Origin of the sequence: Pseudomonas sp. IPO3778 (genome assembly GCF_013386825.1) — a bacterium.
Taxonomy (GTDB): Bacteria; Pseudomonadota; Gammaproteobacteria; order Pseudomonadales; family Pseudomonadaceae; genus Aquipseudomonas.
On the sequence record NZ_JACARC010000030.1, the window covers coordinates 55,196 to 70,694 of the forward strand.

At 60.4% G+C, this 15,499-nt stretch carries 14 protein-coding genes; 9 read left to right on the forward strand and 5 right to left on the reverse strand.

Going from position 1 to position 15,499, the window contains the following annotated elements; genetic code table 11:
* Positions 1–2 precede the first annotated feature (2 nt).
* Positions 3–185 carry a hypothetical protein gene (locus HX855_RS14635; RefSeq protein ID WP_177083126.1) on the reverse strand — a complete coding sequence of 61 codons (183 nt, stop codon included), beginning with the start codon at positions 183–185 and terminating at the stop codon, positions 3–5.
* A 68-nt stretch (positions 186–253) separates the two neighbouring features.
* Positions 254–841, reverse strand: coding sequence for a TIGR00730 family Rossman fold protein (locus HX855_RS14640; RefSeq protein WP_063033377.1), 588 nt, complete (start codon positions 839–841; stop codon positions 254–256).
* A gap of 337 nt (positions 842–1,178) precedes the next feature.
* Here HX855_RS14640 and azu point away from each other — a divergent pair, with 337 nt between their 5' ends.
* A complete protein-coding gene (gene azu, locus HX855_RS14645; RefSeq protein ID WP_177083128.1) occupies positions 1,179–1,625 on the forward strand; it encodes an azurin in 447 nt (148 codons plus the stop codon).
* Positions 1,626–1,736: 111 nt separating this feature from the next.
* Here azu and nadE read toward each other — a convergent pair whose 3' ends face one another.
* The 3 genes from nadE to HX855_RS14660 all read right to left on the reverse strand — a co-directional run bounded on the left by nadE (position 1,737) and on the right by HX855_RS14660 (position 5,300).
* Positions 1,737–2,564, reverse strand: coding sequence for an ammonia-dependent NAD(+) synthetase (nadE, locus tag HX855_RS14650; RefSeq protein WP_177083130.1), 828 nt, complete (start codon positions 2,562–2,564; stop codon positions 1,737–1,739).
* A 3-nt stretch (positions 2,565–2,567) separates the two neighbouring features.
* The gene (gene pncB / locus HX855_RS14655) at positions 2,568–3,782 is read right to left on the reverse strand and encodes a nicotinate phosphoribosyltransferase (RefSeq protein WP_177083132.1); all 1,215 of its coding nucleotides are present in this window, start codon (positions 3,780–3,782) and stop codon (positions 2,568–2,570) included.
* 603 nt (positions 3,783–4,385) lie between these two features.
* Positions 4,386–5,300, reverse strand: a complete 915-nt coding sequence (locus HX855_RS14660) for a LysR family transcriptional regulator (protein WP_177083134.1) — start codon at positions 5,298–5,300, stop codon at positions 4,386–4,388.
* A 154-nt stretch (positions 5,301–5,454) separates the two neighbouring features.
* Here HX855_RS14660 and HX855_RS14665 point away from each other — a divergent pair, with 154 nt between their 5' ends.
* The 8 genes from HX855_RS14665 (at position 5,455) to HX855_RS14700 (ending at position 15,498) form a co-directional block, all read left to right on the forward strand.
* On the forward strand, positions 5,455–6,945 hold the full coding sequence (locus HX855_RS14665) for an aldehyde dehydrogenase family protein (protein ID WP_177083136.1): 1,491 nt from the start codon (positions 5,455–5,457) through the stop codon (positions 6,943–6,945).
* A gap of 164 nt (positions 6,946–7,109) precedes the next feature.
* Entirely contained in the window at positions 7,110–8,393 is a 1,284-nt protein-coding gene (locus HX855_RS14670; RefSeq protein ID WP_177083138.1) for an FAD-binding oxidoreductase, read from the forward strand.
* Between the two features lie 376 nt (positions 8,394–8,769).
* Positions 8,770–9,906 carry a branched-chain amino acid ABC transporter substrate-binding protein gene (locus HX855_RS14675; protein WP_177083140.1) on the forward strand — a complete coding sequence of 379 codons (1,137 nt, stop codon included), beginning with the start codon at positions 8,770–8,772 and terminating at the stop codon, positions 9,904–9,906.
* A 253-nt stretch (positions 9,907–10,159) separates the two neighbouring features.
* Entirely contained in the window at positions 10,160–11,074 is a 915-nt protein-coding gene (locus HX855_RS14680) for a branched-chain amino acid ABC transporter permease (RefSeq protein WP_003217447.1), read from the forward strand.
* Between the two features lie 2 nt (positions 11,075–11,076).
* On the forward strand, positions 11,077–12,354 hold the full coding sequence (gene livM, locus HX855_RS14685) for a high-affinity branched-chain amino acid ABC transporter permease LivM (protein WP_177083142.1): 1,278 nt from the start codon (positions 11,077–11,079) through the stop codon (positions 12,352–12,354).
* Positions 12,351–13,226 carry an ABC transporter ATP-binding protein gene (locus tag HX855_RS14690; RefSeq protein ID WP_177083144.1) on the forward strand — a complete coding sequence of 292 codons (876 nt, stop codon included), beginning with the start codon at positions 12,351–12,353 and terminating at the stop codon, positions 13,224–13,226. The genes livM and HX855_RS14690 overlap by 4 nt, the downstream gene beginning before the upstream one ends.
* Positions 13,223–13,939 carry an ABC transporter ATP-binding protein gene (locus HX855_RS14695; RefSeq protein ID WP_177083146.1) on the forward strand — a complete coding sequence of 239 codons (717 nt, stop codon included), beginning with the start codon at positions 13,223–13,225 and terminating at the stop codon, positions 13,937–13,939. The genes HX855_RS14690 and HX855_RS14695 overlap by 4 nt, the downstream gene beginning before the upstream one ends.
* A gap of 791 nt (positions 13,940–14,730) precedes the next feature.
* Positions 14,731–15,498, forward strand: coding sequence for an SDR family oxidoreductase (locus tag HX855_RS14700; RefSeq protein WP_177083147.1), 768 nt, complete (start codon positions 14,731–14,733; stop codon positions 15,496–15,498).
* The last annotated feature ends 1 nt before the right edge of the window (position 15,499 follow it).

Sequence of the window (15,499 nt, forward strand, 5' to 3'; positions counted from 1 at the left end):
TTTTATTCAGCCTGATCTTTCGGTGTTTCGGTGTCGTCAGTAGCCACTGTACCTTCAGCATCCGGGTTCAGTGCACCGGCTTCTTCGTCGGCTGCAACTTTCTTGCGTTGCAGTTTTTCCTCTTTCTTCTGCTCTTTGGCCAAGTCTCTCTGACGTTTGGCGAAGGAGTAATTAGGTTTTGCCATGGGCGATCCTCTGGGGTCGAAGGTGAGGTTGAGCGGCGCGTATTCTGCCTTTAATCGCGTCCCAAGGGTTAATCGGGTTTTTGGTCCACCCATTTGGGCAGGACCAGCGGTTGCCAGGCATCCAGTACGTCAAGCAGCTCAGCCGGCGATTCGCTCATTTGCAGCATGGCACGATGGGGGGCGCGGACGAAACCTTCGCCGACGATATGATCGAGAAAATCGGTCAATTTGCGGTAAAAACCGTTCACTTCGAGCAAGCCCAGCGGTTTGCCGTGGTAGCCGAGCTGGCCCCAGGTCCAGACTTCAAACAGTTCTTCCAGGGTGCCCAGGCCGCCGGGCAGTGCAATAAATGCATCGCTCAGCTCGGCCATGCGGGCCTTGCGGGCGTGCATGCCGTCGACCACTTCCAGGCGAGTCAGGCCTTTGTGGCCGATTTCCAGGACTTTCAGGCTTTCGGGAATAATCCCGATCACTTCACCGCCGGCTTCCAAGGCCGCATCGGCGACGATGCCCATCAGGCCCACGGCGCCGCCGCCGTACACCAGGGTGAGCTTGCGCTCGGCCAGGGCACGCCCGAGGGCCACGGCCGCTTCGCGGTAAGCCGGGTTGGTGCCGCTGCTGGCACCGCAAAACACACAGACAGACTTCAAGGACATACCTGACTCCACTCAGTTGTGGCTAAAGAGTAAAGGCTGGCCTGCGTCTCTCAAAGGACTAAACCTCGCGTTGAGGTGTTTCGTACGTGCCGCTGGCACCACAGGCATAGGCGGCAAGCAGGCTGCGGAACAGGCTATTGAGGTGCATGGCTCGTACTCCAGAAGGGTGATGAGCCGATCATAGGCCGGCGTTGCGACTTTGGCCGGTAGATTGTGTCGATGAGTCTGATAGCCTAAAGTTGTATACAATCTGTTGATACAGATCATATGAAGTCCTGCCTGACTCAGGCACCCTTGTCCCAATATGCGTTTTTTAAACCCTGCCCTGGAGATTCACATGTTTGCCAAACTCGTTGCTGTTTCCCTGCTGACTCTGGCTAGCGGCCAGTTGCTTGCTGCAGAGTGCAAGGTCACTGTCGACTCCACTGACCAGATGTCCTTCAACACCAAGGCCGTCGAAATCGACAAGAGCTGCAAGACGTTCACCGTTGAGTTGACCCACTCCGGCAGCTTGCCGAAAAACGTCATGGGCCATAACTGGGTGCTGAGTTCTGCTGAAGACATGCCTAAGATCGCTGCAGACGGCATGGGCGCAGGCATCGACAAGAACTACCTGAAAGACGGCGACACCCGCATCATCGCCCACACCAAGATCATCGGTGCCGGCGAGAAAGATTCCGTGACCTTCGATGTGTCGAAGCTGGCGGCGGGTACTGACTACGCGTTCTTCTGCTCGTTCCCGGGCCACATCTCGATGATGAAAGGCACTGTGACCCTGAAGTAATCACCCTTGTAGGAGCGAGCTTGCTCGCGAAAACCTCAATGGCACCGCGCTCATCCAGGATGGGCGCGTTTTCGTTGACGATCTTCGCGAGCAAGCTCGCTCCTACAGTGCTTATGGAGCAAACGGCATCACCCGCTTGTGCTCGGTCTTGCGGTAGGTGTCGCAGATGATCCGGAACGCTTCCTCGCGCACCGGCTCGCCGTGCAGGAACGCATCGATCTCGGCATAGGTCACGCCATGGGACGCTTCATCCGGCTTGCCCGGTGACAGGTCTTCGAGGTCGGCCGTCGGGATTTTCTCCACCAGCGATTCCGGGGCACCCAAGTGCCGGGCAATCGCGCGCACCTGGTTCTTCACCAGCCCGCTCAACGGGGCCAGGTCGCAGGCACCGTCACCGAACTTGGTGAAAAAACCCATCACCGCTTCCGCCGCATGGTCGGTACCAATCACCAAACCACCCGCCGCGCCGGCGATGGTGTACTGCGCCACCATGCGCATGCGCGCCTTGGTGTTGCCCAGCACGAAGTCCCGGGAGACCGCGGCCTTGCCCTCAAACGCCGCCACTTCATTGGCCAGGGACTTGACCGCCGGGCCGATGTTGACGGTGTGGCGCTCGTCGGGCTCGATGAAGTCCACGGAGGCCTGGGCGTCGTGTTCGTCGAACTGGGTTTCGTAGGGCAGGCGCACCGCGATAAAGCGGTAGGCGTCGTCACCCTTGGCGGCCCGCAACTCTTCCATCGCCCGCTGGGCCAGCAGGCCGGCGGTCAGGGAGTCGACCCCGCCGCTGATGCCCAGCACCAACGTTTTGAGGCCTGAATTGAGCAGGCAGTCCTGGATAAAGGTAACGCGCCGGGCGACCTCCGCCTCAAGGGCGGCCTGGTCCTTGAACGGCGGCTGGACCTTGAGCTGTTCAGCAATCTCGCGCTGTACGGCTTGCATGATTCACTCCTTGCTGGGTAGGGCAGGTACTTTGAAAACGTGGCGCAAATAGGCGACGAAGTTCGGATCGGTGCAGTGGGTCTTGCCCGCTTCATCGGAAATCTTCGCGACGGGCTGGCCATTGCAGGCAGTCATTTTAAGCACGATGCTCATCGGTTCCACACCTGGAATATCACAGGTCAGGTTGGTGCCGATGCCGAAGCTCACATTGATCCGACCCCGCAACGCGCGGAAAATCTCCAGCGCCTTGGGCAGCGACAGGCTGTCGGAGAACACCAGGGTCTTGCTCATCGGCTCGATCCCCAGCTTGTGATAGTGGGCGATCGCCTTTTCGGCCCATTGCACCGGGTCGCCGGAGTCGTGGCGCAGGCCGTCGAACAGCTTGGCGAAGTACAGGTCGAAATCGCCGAGGAACGCGTCGGTGGTGATGCAATCGGTCAGGGCGATGCCCAGCAGGCCACGGTATTCACGCACCCAGCAGTCGAGGGCGGCGATCTGGCTGTCGATCAGCCGAGGGCCCAGTTGCTGGTGGGCCATGATCCACTCGTGGGCCATGGTGCCCAGGGGCTTCATGTCCAGCTCGCGGGCCAGGTGCACGTTGCTGGTGCCGACAAACCGCCCGGGGAAGTCATGCTTAAGCACGCTCACCACTTCTTCCTGCACACGGTAGGAGAAGCGCCGACGCGTGCCGAAATCGGCCACCTGCAACTCGGATAACTCTTCAACGCTGGCGTTGGCCGTCAGCCAGTCGAACTTGCGATACAACTGTTCGCGGGCCTGTTCGAGGATCACCGTCTGGTAGCGATAGCGGTTACGCACCTCGCTGACGATCGCCAGCATCGGTACTTCAAACAGGATCACATGCAGCCACGGTCCGCGCAGGCGGATAAACAGCTCGCCGTTTTCGATGCCGGTCTGGACGTAGCGCAAGTTGAAGCGGAACAGCCCGAGGAAGCGTAAAAAATCCGGCTTCATGAAGCTGATGCGTTCCAGGAAACCCAGTTGGTCGGGGCTCAGGCTCAGCTCGGCCAGGCGCTCGATCTGGTAGCGGATCTCTGCCAGGTAGGGGCGCAGGTCTTCACTGTTGCGGCAACGAAACTCCCATTCAACCTCCACGTTCGGGTAGTTGTGCAGCACCGCCTGCATCATGGTCAGCTTGTAGAAGTCGGTGTCGAGCAGGTTCTGCACGATGCGATCGGCAAACACACTCTCGCTCATAACGGGAATCTCCAGACGGGTCGGCGATGGGCGCCGACCTTTACGCACAATTAAGGAATGGCGCTAGTGGCGCATAGACGCGGGTCGGTTTGCCAGTGTTTTTTCAGGCAAGGGGGAGCGTGCAGGGATTTTTGCGTGGTGGAACGGGCGTTATTTTCATCAGGCGGCGGGCGCGCAAGGCGTTACCTCGCCGAGGTGACAGGCTGCCGTGAGGCGTTGAGAAGGCTGAGCGTCAATCTCTGAGCGGGCAAACAAACCCCGGTGGAGGCGCTGCACTTTCAGTTTCCAGGAGAGAGATGTTGTTAAGGGGGTCGTTACAGATGCTTACGGCTATGTCGAGCGCCCGGAGAATGTCATTTGAGTCCCCCAGGGGCGCGTCAACGTACTCGGGGTTCACTGAATCACTTTGCAATGGTTGGCTGTAGGCGTGCTGAATGGGGGCAAGAGCACACAGGATCAAGCATCCAACTAACCGGTTCATCTGGGTTTCCTCGGAGTGCGCCTTCACCGAAAGTGGGGGCCGTTGGAACATCTAAACCTTTTGCCGTAGCCCCAACAACTGTCAGAAGTTACAGGTCTGTACGAGTTTGCACGAATGATTCATCAGTCCTGCAAGCAGCCCTCAGGATGCGCCACCTGCTCCATCATCCACTTCACAAAATCCCGCACCTTGGGCACTTCCGCCGAGTGCTCGGGATACGCCAGGTAATACGCATCCTGGCTCGGCATCGCGTGCTGCCAGGGGATCACCAGTTTGCCTTCGGCCAATTCCTCTTCCACCAGAAACCGTGGCAGCAGCGCCACACCGCAGCCCACTTGTGCGGCGCGGATGCACATGTAGAACGTCTCGAAACGCGGCCCGTGGTAGCTGTGCTCGGTGTGAAAACCCTGGGCGGCGAACCAGTCGTGCCAGCCCTGGGGGCGCGAGGCGTTTTGCAGCAGCACCAGCTCGCTCAACTGCGTCGGGTCGGTAAACGGTTGGGCGGGCAGGCTGTCGGGCGAGCACACGGGCACCAGTTCTTCGCTGAACAGCTTGAGGCTCTCGGTGCCGGGCCGTGAGCCCTGGCCGAAGTAGAAGGCCAGGTCGGCCTTGCCTTGCAGCAACTCGTCCGGCTCCTGTTCGTTGCACAGGTCCAGGTGAATCTGCGGGTGGCGCAGTCGCCAGCCCTTGAGGCGCGGCACCAGCCAGCGGGCGCCGAAGGTGTAGGGCGTGGACACCCGCAGCACTTCAGTCTCGCCGCCGTAGGACCGTAGGTAGTGGGTGGACATCTCCACCTGGGTGAGGATTTTTCGGACTTCCACCAGGTACAAATCGCCTGCCGGGGTCATCTGCAAGCGGCGGCGTACCCGGCGAAACAGCAGATGCTGCAGCAGTTCTTCCAGCTGCGCGACCTGTTTGCTGACGGCGCTCTGGGTGAGGTTCAGCTCCTCGGCGGCGCGGGTAAAGCTCAGGTGGCGGGTGACCGCTTCGAAACACTGCAAGGCGGTGATCGAGGGCAAATGTCTTTTATTCAGCACGGCACGCCTCTTTTTGTTCTTAGCATGAATAAACGGAATGATATCTCGCCTAATCGTCGTTTGTTGGCAAGTCTTGGGCCAGCTACAAATAAGGTCTGGATCGTCGCGACAGCTGGCGGCGCATATTTGTGTTTTTAGAGTGAAGGAGTGACCCATGGTTGCCGCATTGCTTGATCGTCTTGGGGTAAACCCGGCGCTGTACCAGTCGGGTAAACAACCCGTGCATTCGCCCATCGATGGCAGCCGGATTGCCAGCGTGCACTGGGAAGGTGCCGCCGAGGTGGAGCAACAGGTCAGTCGCGCCGAGCATGCATTCGACGCCTGGCGCAAGGTACCCGCACCCCGCCGTGGTGAATTGGTGCGCCAGTTCGGCGACGTGTTGCGTGAGTACAAGGCCGACCTCGGTGAGCTGGTGTCGTGGGAAGCCGGCAAGATCACCCAGGAAGGGTTGGGTGAAGTGCAGGAAATGATCGACATCTGCGACTTCGCTGTTGGTCTGTCCCGTCAACTGTACGGCTTGACCATCGCCTCCGAGCGCCCGGGCCACCACATGCGTGAAACCTGGCACCCGCTGGGGGTGGTTGGCGTGATCAGCGCCTTTAACTTCCCGGTGGCCGTATGGGCGTGGAACACCGCGCTGGCACTGGTGTGCGGCAACGCAGTGATCTGGAAACCCTCGGAAAAAACCCCGCTCACCGCCCTGGCCTGCCAGGCGTTGTTCGAGCGCGTGCTGAAGAAATTCGACGGTGCCCCCGAGTACCTCAGCCAGGTGATCATCGGTGGTCGTGACGCCGGTGCCGCACTGGTGGATGACCCGCGCGTAGCGCTGATCAGCGCCACTGGCAGCACCCGCATGGGTCGCGAAGTGGCGCCGAAAGTCGCCGCGCGTTTTGCCCGCAGCATTCTGGAGCTGGGCGGCAACAACGCCATGATCCTCGGCCCAAGCGCCGACCTGGACATGGCCGTGCGCGCCATCCTGTTCAGCGCCGTCGGCACCGCTGGCCAACGCTGCACCAGCCTGCGCCGGTTGATCGCCCATGAGTCGGTGAAAGAGGAAATCGTCACCCGCCTCAAGGCCGCGTATTCCAAGGTGCGCATCGGTCATCCGCTGGAAGGCAACCTGATTGGGCCGCTGATCGACAAACACAGCTTCGAAAACATGCAGGACGCCCTGGAACAGGCCTTGAGCGAAGGCGGCCGGGTGTTTGGCGGCAAGCGTCAGTTGGAAGACAAATTCCCCAACGCTTACTACGTGTCGCCGGCCATCGTGGAAATGCCGGAGCAGAGTGACGTGGTGTGCACCGAGACCTTCGCGCCGATTCTGTACGTGGTGGGCTACACCGATTTCGCTGAGGCGCTGCGCCTGAACAACGCGGTTCCACAGGGCTTGTCTTCGTGCATCTTTACCACTGACGTACGTGAGGCTGAGCAGTTCATGTCGGCCGTGGGCAGCGACTGCGGGATTGCCAACGTCAACATCGGCCCGAGCGGCGCGGAGATTGGTGGCGCGTTTGGCGGTGAGAAAGAGACCGGTGGCGGGCGTGAGTCGGGTTCGGATGCATGGCGCGGCTACATGCGCCGCCAGACCAACACCGTGAACTACTCGCTGGAATTGCCGCTGGCCCAGGGCATTACCTTCGACTGATCACAAACCCTGTAGGAGCGAGCTTGCTTGCGAAGGTCGTCAACGATAACGCTGGCATTCTGGATGTGCGCGTTGCCCTTGAGTTTTTCGCGAGCAAGCTCGCTCCTACAGGGGGGGCATTGGCAATTGAATAGTGGTTTGTTAGGTCTCATCGGAGTCTGGCAATGGCATTACGCGACGCATGTTTGTGGGAACAGCTCACCCCTGGCCGGCCGGATCGGGCTGCGCTCCAGGGCGAGGTCAAGGTGGATGTGTGCGTGATCGGCGCCGGTATCACCGGTTTGTCGGCGGCCATTCACTTGCTGGAACAAGGTAAAAGCGTCGCCGTCCTCGAAGCCCATCGCACCGGCCACGGTGGTTCGGGGCGTAACGTGGGCTTGGTCAACGCCGGCATGTGGATCCCGCCGGACGAGATCGAAGCCGGTTTCGGCACAGAGGTGGGCAGCCAGCTCAACCGCATGCTCGGCGCGGCACCGTCCCTGGTGTTCAGCCTGATCGACAAATACAACATCGACTGCCAACTGCGCCGCGAGGGCACTTTGCACATGGCGCACAACGCTCGTGGCGAGGCGGATTTGCGCAGCCGTGAAGAACAGTGGAAGCGTCGTGGCGCCCCGGTGGAGCTGTTGACCGGCGCTGCCTGCGAGCAAGCCACCGGTACCCAAAAGATTGCCGCTGCCTTGCTGGACCGGCGCGCGGGCACCTTGAACCCGATGGCTTACACCAGCGGCTTGGCCAATGCGGCGGTCGGGCTGGGCGGGCAGTTGTTCGACCATTCCCCGGTCACCCAGCTGGAACGCCAGGGCCAGCACTGGTCTGTGCAAACTGCCCAGGGCTCGGTACACGCCGAACAGGTGGTGATCGCCTCCAACGCCTACACCGAGGGCGAATGGACCGAGCTGCGGCGCAACTTTTTCCCCGGTTATTACTACCAAGTGGCGTCGGCCCCGCTGACCGACGACGCCGCGCAACACATCCTCCCCGGCGGCCAGGGCTCCTGGGACACCCGCCAGGTACTCAGCAGCATTCGCCGCGACGCCGAAGGCCGGCTGTTGCTCGGCAGCCTGGGCAACGGCAACCAGAAACCCGCCTGGTTCCTCAAGGCCTGGGCCGATCGGGTGCAACAGCACTATTTCCCGTACCTCAAACCGGTGCAGTGGGAATGCACCTGGACCGGCTGTATCGCCTTCACCCCGGACCACCTGATGCGCCTGTTTGAGCCGGCGCCCGGGCTGGTGGCGGTCACCGGTTACAACGGTCGTGGGGTGACGACCGGCAGCGTCGTGGGCAAAGCCTTTGCAGACTACCTGTGTCACCAGAATCCACAGGCGTTGCCGATCCCCTTTGCGCCCATGCAGCCGCTGGCCGGCGTCGGCTTGCGCAGCTGTTTATACGAGGCGGGGTTTTCGCTGTATCACGCGGGCCAATGCTTGCGGATCGTGATCTGATCAACGAAATACCGTTCAGAAGCCTGCATTTTCTTAGCCGGCTACTAATCTGTATTGGTGCGAGTCGTAGCAGTAACGCACTGTAAATGTGCACTTCCGTTACGCACGCTGTTACAGGTTCAAGGGTGGCCGTTTAATGGCCGGGTTGCAGCGTTGGATCCATCAGGTTGCACTTTATGGATCCAATGGTTGCACCCGGTTGCGCTAGACGGTTGCACGTCCAATCAAAAGGCGCCCAAAAACCTGCAATAACAATGACACCGTGTCTTTTTGAATAATAAAAACGTAATGGCACGCCGCTTGCTCTGGGCTTTCGCTGAAAGTTTTTGAAGTGAAGCTGCAGTGCCAATTCAACAAAAACCTCGGAGCACCACTCATGTCCCAGACGTTTTACAAGAAAGGTTTTCTAGCCCTCGCAGTTGCTGCTGCGCTGGGTGTTTCTGCGTTTGCTCAAGCTGATGTGAAGATTGGCGTGGCGGGGCCGATGACCGGCGCCAACGCGGCATTTGGTGAGCAGTACATGAAAGGTGCCCAGGCGGCAGCCGATGTCATCAACAAGGCAGGCGGCATCAACGGCGAGCAAGTCAAGCTGGTGGCCGGTGACGACGCCTGCGAACCCAAGCAGGCTGTGGCCGTGGCCAACCGTCTGGTTGACCAGGACAAAGTGATCGGCGTGGTCGGGCACTTCTGCTCGTCGAACACCATTCCGGCTTCCGAGGTGTATGCCGACGCGGGCGTGATCATGATCACCCCGGGCTCCACCAACCCGCAGGTGACCGAGCGCGGCCTGTCGGCCGTATTCCGTATGTGCGGTCGTGACGACCAGCAAGGCATCGTGGCCGGCGACTATATCGTCGACGTGCTCAAGGGCAAGAAAGTCGCGGTTATCAACGACAAGGACACCTACGGCAAAGGCCTGGCGGACGCCACTGCGGCGCAGTTGACCAAGCGTGGCGTGAAGCCGGTGCTGGAAGAAGGCCTGACCCGTGGCGAGAAAGATTTCAGCGCCCTGGTCACCAAGATCCGCTCCACCGGTGCTGACGTCGTGTACTTCGGCGGCCTGCACCCGGAAGCCGGTCCACTGGTTCGCCAGATTCGTGAAGCCGGCCTCAAAGACGTCAAGTTCATGTCCGATGACGGTGTGGTCACCGATGAACTGGTGGCGACCGCCGGTGGTGCACAGTACGTGGACGGCGTGTACATGACCTTCGGCGCCGACCCGCGCCTGCTGCCAGACAGCAAGACCGTCGTGGAACAGTTCCGCAAGGCCGGTACCGAGCCTGAAGGCTACACCCTGTACGCCTACGCTTCGATCCAGGCCCTGGCAGCTGCTTTCAACGGTGCCAAGTCTGACAAGGGCGAAGACGCAGCCAAATGGCTGAAATCCCACCCGGTCAAAACCGTCATGGGCGAGAAGAACTGGGACGCCAAGGGCGACCTGAAAATCTCCGACTATGTGGTTTACCAGTGGGACAAGGACGGCAAGTATCACCAGCTGGAAAAGCAGAAGTAATAGTTAGCGCGATTGGTTAGACGCCACTTGACCCTGTAGGAGCCGGGCTTTTGTGGGAGCTGGCTTGCCTGCGATAGCGTCACCTCGGTTTGACTGACATTGCGAGGTGTCTGCATCGCGGGCAAGCCCAGCTCCCACACAAGCCAGCTCCCGCACGGGAACTTGGTTGCCAGCCCCTTTTGTGTCTGTCTTTTCCTCCTAGAAGATCCGCACACCCACAGGTGTGCAGGCTCTCACTGCGTGAGATTGCGTTATGGATGGTATATTCCTGCAGCAACTGGTCAATGGGCTGACCCTCGGGTCGGTCTATGGCTTGATCGCCATCGGCTACACAATGGTCTATGGCATCATTGGCATGATCAACTTCGCCCACGGCGAGGTTTATATGATTTCCGCTTACCTCGCGGCGATCAGTCTGGCACTGCTGGCTTACTTCGGCATCGAATCCTTCCCGCTGCTCATTCTCGGCACCCTGATCTTCACCGTCGTCGTCACTGGCGTTTACGGTTGGGTCATCGAGCGTGTCGCCTACAAACCGCTGCGCAACTCTACCCGACTGGCACCGCTGATCAGCGCCATCGGTATCTCGCTGATCCTGCAGAACTACGCGCAGATTGCCCAGGGCGCCAAGCAACAAGGCATCCCGACGCTGCTGGCCGGCGCCTGGAGAGTCGACATCGGCACCGGGTTCGTGCAGTTGACCTACACCAAGGTGTTCATCCTGGTGGCCGCGTTCGTCGGCATGGGCCTGCTGACCTACATCATCAAGTACACCAAGCTCGGCCGCATGTGCCGCGCGACCCAGCAAGACCGCAAGATGGCGTCGATCCTCGGCATCAACACCGACCGGGTCATCTCCTACGTATTCGTGATTGGTGCCGCCATGGCCGCGCTGGCCGGTGTGCTGATCACCCTGAACTACGGCACGTTCGACTTCTATGCCGGCTTCATCATCGGCATCAAGGCATTTACCGCGGCGGTACTCGGCGGCATCGGTTCCCTGCCTGGGGCCATGCTTGGCGGGATCATCCTGGGTATTTCCGAGTCGCTGTTCTCGGGGTTGATCAACTCTGACTACAAAGACGTGTTCAGTTTCTCCCTGCTGGTGGTGATCCTGATTTTCCGTCCCCAGGGCCTGCTCGGTCGCCCACTCGTGGCGAAGGTATAACTATGTCTGCTGCCTACTCTATCGATATCAAGAAAAGTGTCGTCGATGCGGTACTCGCCGGGCTGATTGCGCTGATCGTGTTCGGTCCTATCGTCGGTGTGGTCCTCGACGGCTACAGCTTCAACCTGGAACCTGCCCGTGTCGGCATCCTGGTGGCCATTGTGATGGTCGGCCGGTTGGTCATGAGCCTGTTCCTGCAAACCCCCAAGGGCGTGCGGATTCTGCAGGGGTTTGAAAGCACCGGCTCCGGTGTGCATGTACTCAAGCCCGACTACAAATCGCGCCTGCGCTGGATCATCCCAGCGTTGATCGTGATTGCCATCGTGTTCCCGTTCTTCGCCAACAAGTACCTGCTGACGGTGGTGATCCTCGGGCTGATCTACGTGTTGCTGGGCCTGGGCCTGAACATTGTGGTGGGCCTGGCCGGGCTGCTCGACCTGGGTTACGTGGCGTTCTACGCCATCGGCGCCTATGGCCTGGCGCTGGGTTATCAATACCTTGGCTTGGGCTTCTGGTCAGTGCTGCCGTTGGCGGCCATCTGCGCGGCGTTGGCGGGGTGCATACTCGGGTTCCCGGTGCTGCGAATGCACGGGGATTACCTGGCAATCGTGACCCTGGGTTTTGGTGAAATCATCCGCCTGGTGCTGAACAACTGGCTGTCGTTTACCGGTGGCCCGAACGGCATGCCGGTACCGTCACCGACCTTCTTCGGCCTGGAGTTTGTGCGCAAGGCGAAGGATGGCGGGGTGCCGTTCCACGAGTTCTTCGGCCTCGACTACAACCCCAACGTCAAATTCCTGTTTATCTACATCGTGCTGTTCCTGGTGGTGTTGCTGGTGCTGTACATCAAGCACCGCCTGACCCGCATGCCGGTGGGCCGCGCCTGGGAAGCCTTGCGCGAAGATGAAATCGCCTGCCGTTCCATGGGCCTGAACCACGTGCTGGTGAAGCTCTCGGCGTTCACCATCGGTGCGTCCACGGCCGGTTTGGCCGGGGTGTTTTTCGCCAGCTACCAGGGCTTCGTCAACCCGTCGTCGTTCACCTTCTTCGAGTCGGCGCTGATCCTGGCCATCGTGGTGTTGGGCGGCATGGGGTCGACCGTCGGCGTGGTGATTGCCGCGTTCGTATTGACCGTCGCGCCGGAGTTGCTGCGCAGCTTTTCTGAATACCGTGTGCTGCTGTTCGGCGTGTTGATGGTGGTGATGATGATCTGGAAACCCCGCGGCCTGATTCGTATCAGCCGTACCGGTGTCGTCCCACGTAAAGGAGTGGCGCCATGAGTAAGGAAGTCGTCCTCTCCGTGGAACACCTGATGATGCACTTCGGTGGCATCAAGGCCTTGAGCGATGTGAGCCTCAAGGTCAAACGCAACTCGATCTTCGCCCTGATCGGCCCCAACGGCGCCGGCAAGACCACGGTGTTCAACTGCCTGACCGGTTTCTACAAAGCCTCCGGCGGCAAGATCGAACTCAATGTGCGCGGCAAGCAGACCAATGTGATCCAGTTGCTGGGCGAACGCTTCAAGGCCACCGACTTTGTCTCGCCGAAAAGCTTCTTCAGCCGGGTGTTCTACAAAATGTTCGGCGGCACCCACCTGGTGAACCGTGCAGGCCTGGCGCGTACCTTCCAGAACATTCGCCTGTTCAAGGAAATGTCGGTGGTGGAGAACCTGCTGGTGGCCCAGCACATGTGGGTCAACCGCAACATGCTCGCCGGCATCCTTAACACCAAGGGTTACCGCAAGGCCGAAAGCGACGCCCTCGACCATGCCTTTTACTGGCTGGAAGTGGTGGACCTGGTGGACTGCGCCAACCGCCTGGCCGGCGAGCTTTCCTACGGCCAGCAACGCCGTCTGGAAATCGCCCGCGCCATGTGCACCCGGCCGCAGATCATCTGCCTCGACGAACCGGCTGCCGGCCTCAACCCCCAGGAAACCGAAGCCCTGAGCGCGATGATTCGCCTGCTGCGGGACGAACACGACCTGACGGTGGTGCTGATCGAACACGACATGGGCATGGTGATGAGTATTTCCGACCACATCGTGGTGCTGGACCACGGCAACGTGATTGCTGAAGGCGGCCCGGAAGCGATCCGCAATGACCCTAAAGTGATCGCGGCTTACCTGGGCGCTGACGAAGAGGAGCTGGTATGAGTGAGCCCATCCTCGAGCTGAAAGACCTGGACGTGTTCTACGGCCCGATCCAGGCCTTGAAGAAAGTCTCGCTGCACATCAACGAAGGCGAAACCGTCAGCCTGATCGGCTCCAACGGCGCGGGTAAGTCCACGTTGCTGATGTCGATCTTCGGCCAGCCACGGGCCGAGTCGGGGCAGATCATCTACCGCGGCGTCGACATTACCCACAAGTCGTCCCACTACATTGCCTCCAACGGCATTGCGCAGTCGCCGGAAGGGCGGCGGGTGTTCCCCGACATGACCGTCGAGGAAAACCTGTTGATGGGCACCATCCCGATTGGCGACAAGTTTGCCGCCGAGGACATGCAGCGCATGTTCGAGCTGTTCCCGCGGCTCAAGGAGCGGCGTAACCAGCGGGCCATGACGATGTCGGGGGGGGAGCAGCAGATGCTCGCCATCGCCCGCGCGCTGATGAGCCGGCCCAAGCTGTTGCTGCTGGACGAGCCGAGCCTGGGGTTGGCGCCGATTGTGGTGAAGCAGATCTTCGCCACGCTGCGGGAGCTGGCGGCGACCGGCATGACCATCTTCCTGGTGGAGCAGAACGCCAACCATGCGTTGCGCTTGTCGGACCGGGCGTACGTGATGGTCAACGGCGAGATTCGCCTCACCGGCACCGGCAAGGAGCTGCTGGTGAATGAGGAGGTGCGTAACGCCTACCTGGGCGGGCACTGATCACCCGTTGGACCCTCTGTAGGAGCGAGCTTGCTCGCGAAGAACCTGAGGGCGCCGCGTTCATTCTGAATGCCCGCGTCATCGTTAATGTCCTTCGCGAGCAAGCTCGCTCCTACAGTTTTTTGCGCTTGCGGCAAATTGTGGACAACAAATCCAGGCACCTGCCAAAGCGCGACATATAGCCGCCGCAAATCCCTGTTTTGTCACAGTTTTGACTTGTCCCCAACCACTGTGGAACCGGCTGTGGGTAACGTGGGAGTAGCTGGCTGGAAGCCTTTGTTTTCGTGGCCTGCAGCAAGGTGGTTGTTTTTTGATCAGTGGGTTTTTCGCGACCGCCCGAGGGGTTTGTCAACCTGTTTAAAGACACAGGTATATGACCGGAATATGTCACGCCGGCCTGTGGATAAGTCTGTGACTAAACTCTGGAAAGAGTGCCGCAGGGGCCGGAATGACTGGCCTGGAGCCATCGTCCTGGTTGCACCGTTTTGAACCGCGCTACATACAGCCTGGCCAAGGTCAAGCAAAAAACTTTTTGAATCGCGCTGAAAGCCTTGTGTGCCGCGGCTTCCAGCTTGTGCAGTTGCCCCCAAAGACTGTGGACGGGGCTGTGGATAAGGTGCGCGCACATGGCTGCACGCCACGGTTTCCATGGGCTTCGCGCGATTGGTTGAATTTTGTACAGCATGAGCCGTTTTCACCGCTGTCCACAGTGTGTATCAGTTGCCGCCAGCCCGGCAGCCGGGCATTCTGCTGGCTGATTTTTTACCTCGTAGCCCTGCAAGGAGAACACCATGTCCAATACGCTGTTTATTACTGGCGCGACCTCGGGTTTTGGCGAAGCCTGTGCCCGGCTTTTTGCCGAGGCCGGCTGGAAACTGGTGCTCACCGGCCGCCGCGCGGAGCGTCTGAACGCCCTGTGCGCCGAGCTTTCCAAGCAGACCGAAGTGCACGGCCTGGTGGTGGACGTACGTGACCGCAAGGCCATGGAAGAGGCGATCGCCAACTTGCCGCCGTCCTTCGCCACGCTGCGCGGGCTGATCAACAACGCCGGCCTGGCGGTGGGCACCGACCCTGCGCCCAAGTGCAGCCTCGACGATTGGGAAACCATGGTCGACACCAACATCAAGGGCCTGCTGACCACCACCAGCCTGCTGTTGCCGCGCCTGATCGCCCACGGCCGTGGCGCCGGCATCATCAACCTCGGCTCCATCGCCGGCAGCTACCCGTACCCGGGCAGCCACGTGTATGGCGGCACCAAGGCCTTCGTCAAACAGTTCTCCCTGAACCTGCGTTGCGACCTGCAAGGCACCGGGGTACGCGTGACCAACATCGAGCCGGGCCTGTGCGAAAGCGAGTTCTCCCTGGTGCGCTTTGCCGGTGACCAGGCGCGTTATGACGCGACCTATGCCGGTGCCGAGCCGATCCAGCCGCAGGACATCGCGGACACGATCTTCTGGGTGCTGAACACCCCGGCACACGTGAACATCAACCGCCTGGAGCTGATGCCGGTGAGCCAGACCTGGGCCGGGTTTGCGATTGAGCGGGGTGCCAAGGCTTAAG

Coding starts and splice junctions, on each gene's coding strand:
- HX855_RS14680 (WP_003217447.1), top strand. CDS start 10,160: ATGGATGGTATATTCCTGCAGCAACTGGTCAATGGGCTGACCCTCGGG.
- HX855_RS14665 (WP_177083136.1), top strand. CDS start 5,455: ATGGTTGCCGCATTGCTTGATCGTCTTGGGGTAAACCCGGCGCTGTAC.
- nadE (WP_177083130.1), bottom strand. CDS start 2,564: ATGCAAGCCGTACAGCGCGAGATTGCTGAACAGCTCAAGGTCCAGCCG.
- HX855_RS14695 (WP_177083146.1), top strand. CDS start 13,223: ATGAGTGAGCCCATCCTCGAGCTGAAAGACCTGGACGTGTTCTACGGC.
- HX855_RS14675 (WP_177083140.1), top strand. CDS start 8,770: ATGTCCCAGACGTTTTACAAGAAAGGTTTTCTAGCCCTCGCAGTTGCT.
- livM (WP_177083142.1), top strand. CDS start 11,077: ATGTCTGCTGCCTACTCTATCGATATCAAGAAAAGTGTCGTCGATGCG.
- HX855_RS14635 (WP_177083126.1), bottom strand. CDS start 185: ATGGCAAAACCTAATTACTCCTTCGCCAAACGTCAGAGAGACTTGGCC.
- HX855_RS14640 (WP_063033377.1), bottom strand. CDS start 841: ATGTCCTTGAAGTCTGTCTGTGTGTTTTGCGGTGCCAGCAGCGGCACC.
- HX855_RS14690 (WP_177083144.1), top strand. CDS start 12,351: ATGAGTAAGGAAGTCGTCCTCTCCGTGGAACACCTGATGATGCACTTC.
- azu (WP_177083128.1), top strand. CDS start 1,179: ATGTTTGCCAAACTCGTTGCTGTTTCCCTGCTGACTCTGGCTAGCGGC.
- pncB (WP_177083132.1), bottom strand. CDS start 3,782: ATGAGCGAGAGTGTGTTTGCCGATCGCATCGTGCAGAACCTGCTCGAC.
- HX855_RS14670 (WP_177083138.1), top strand. CDS start 7,110: ATGGCATTACGCGACGCATGTTTGTGGGAACAGCTCACCCCTGGCCGG.
- HX855_RS14700 (WP_177083147.1), top strand. CDS start 14,731: ATGTCCAATACGCTGTTTATTACTGGCGCGACCTCGGGTTTTGGCGAA.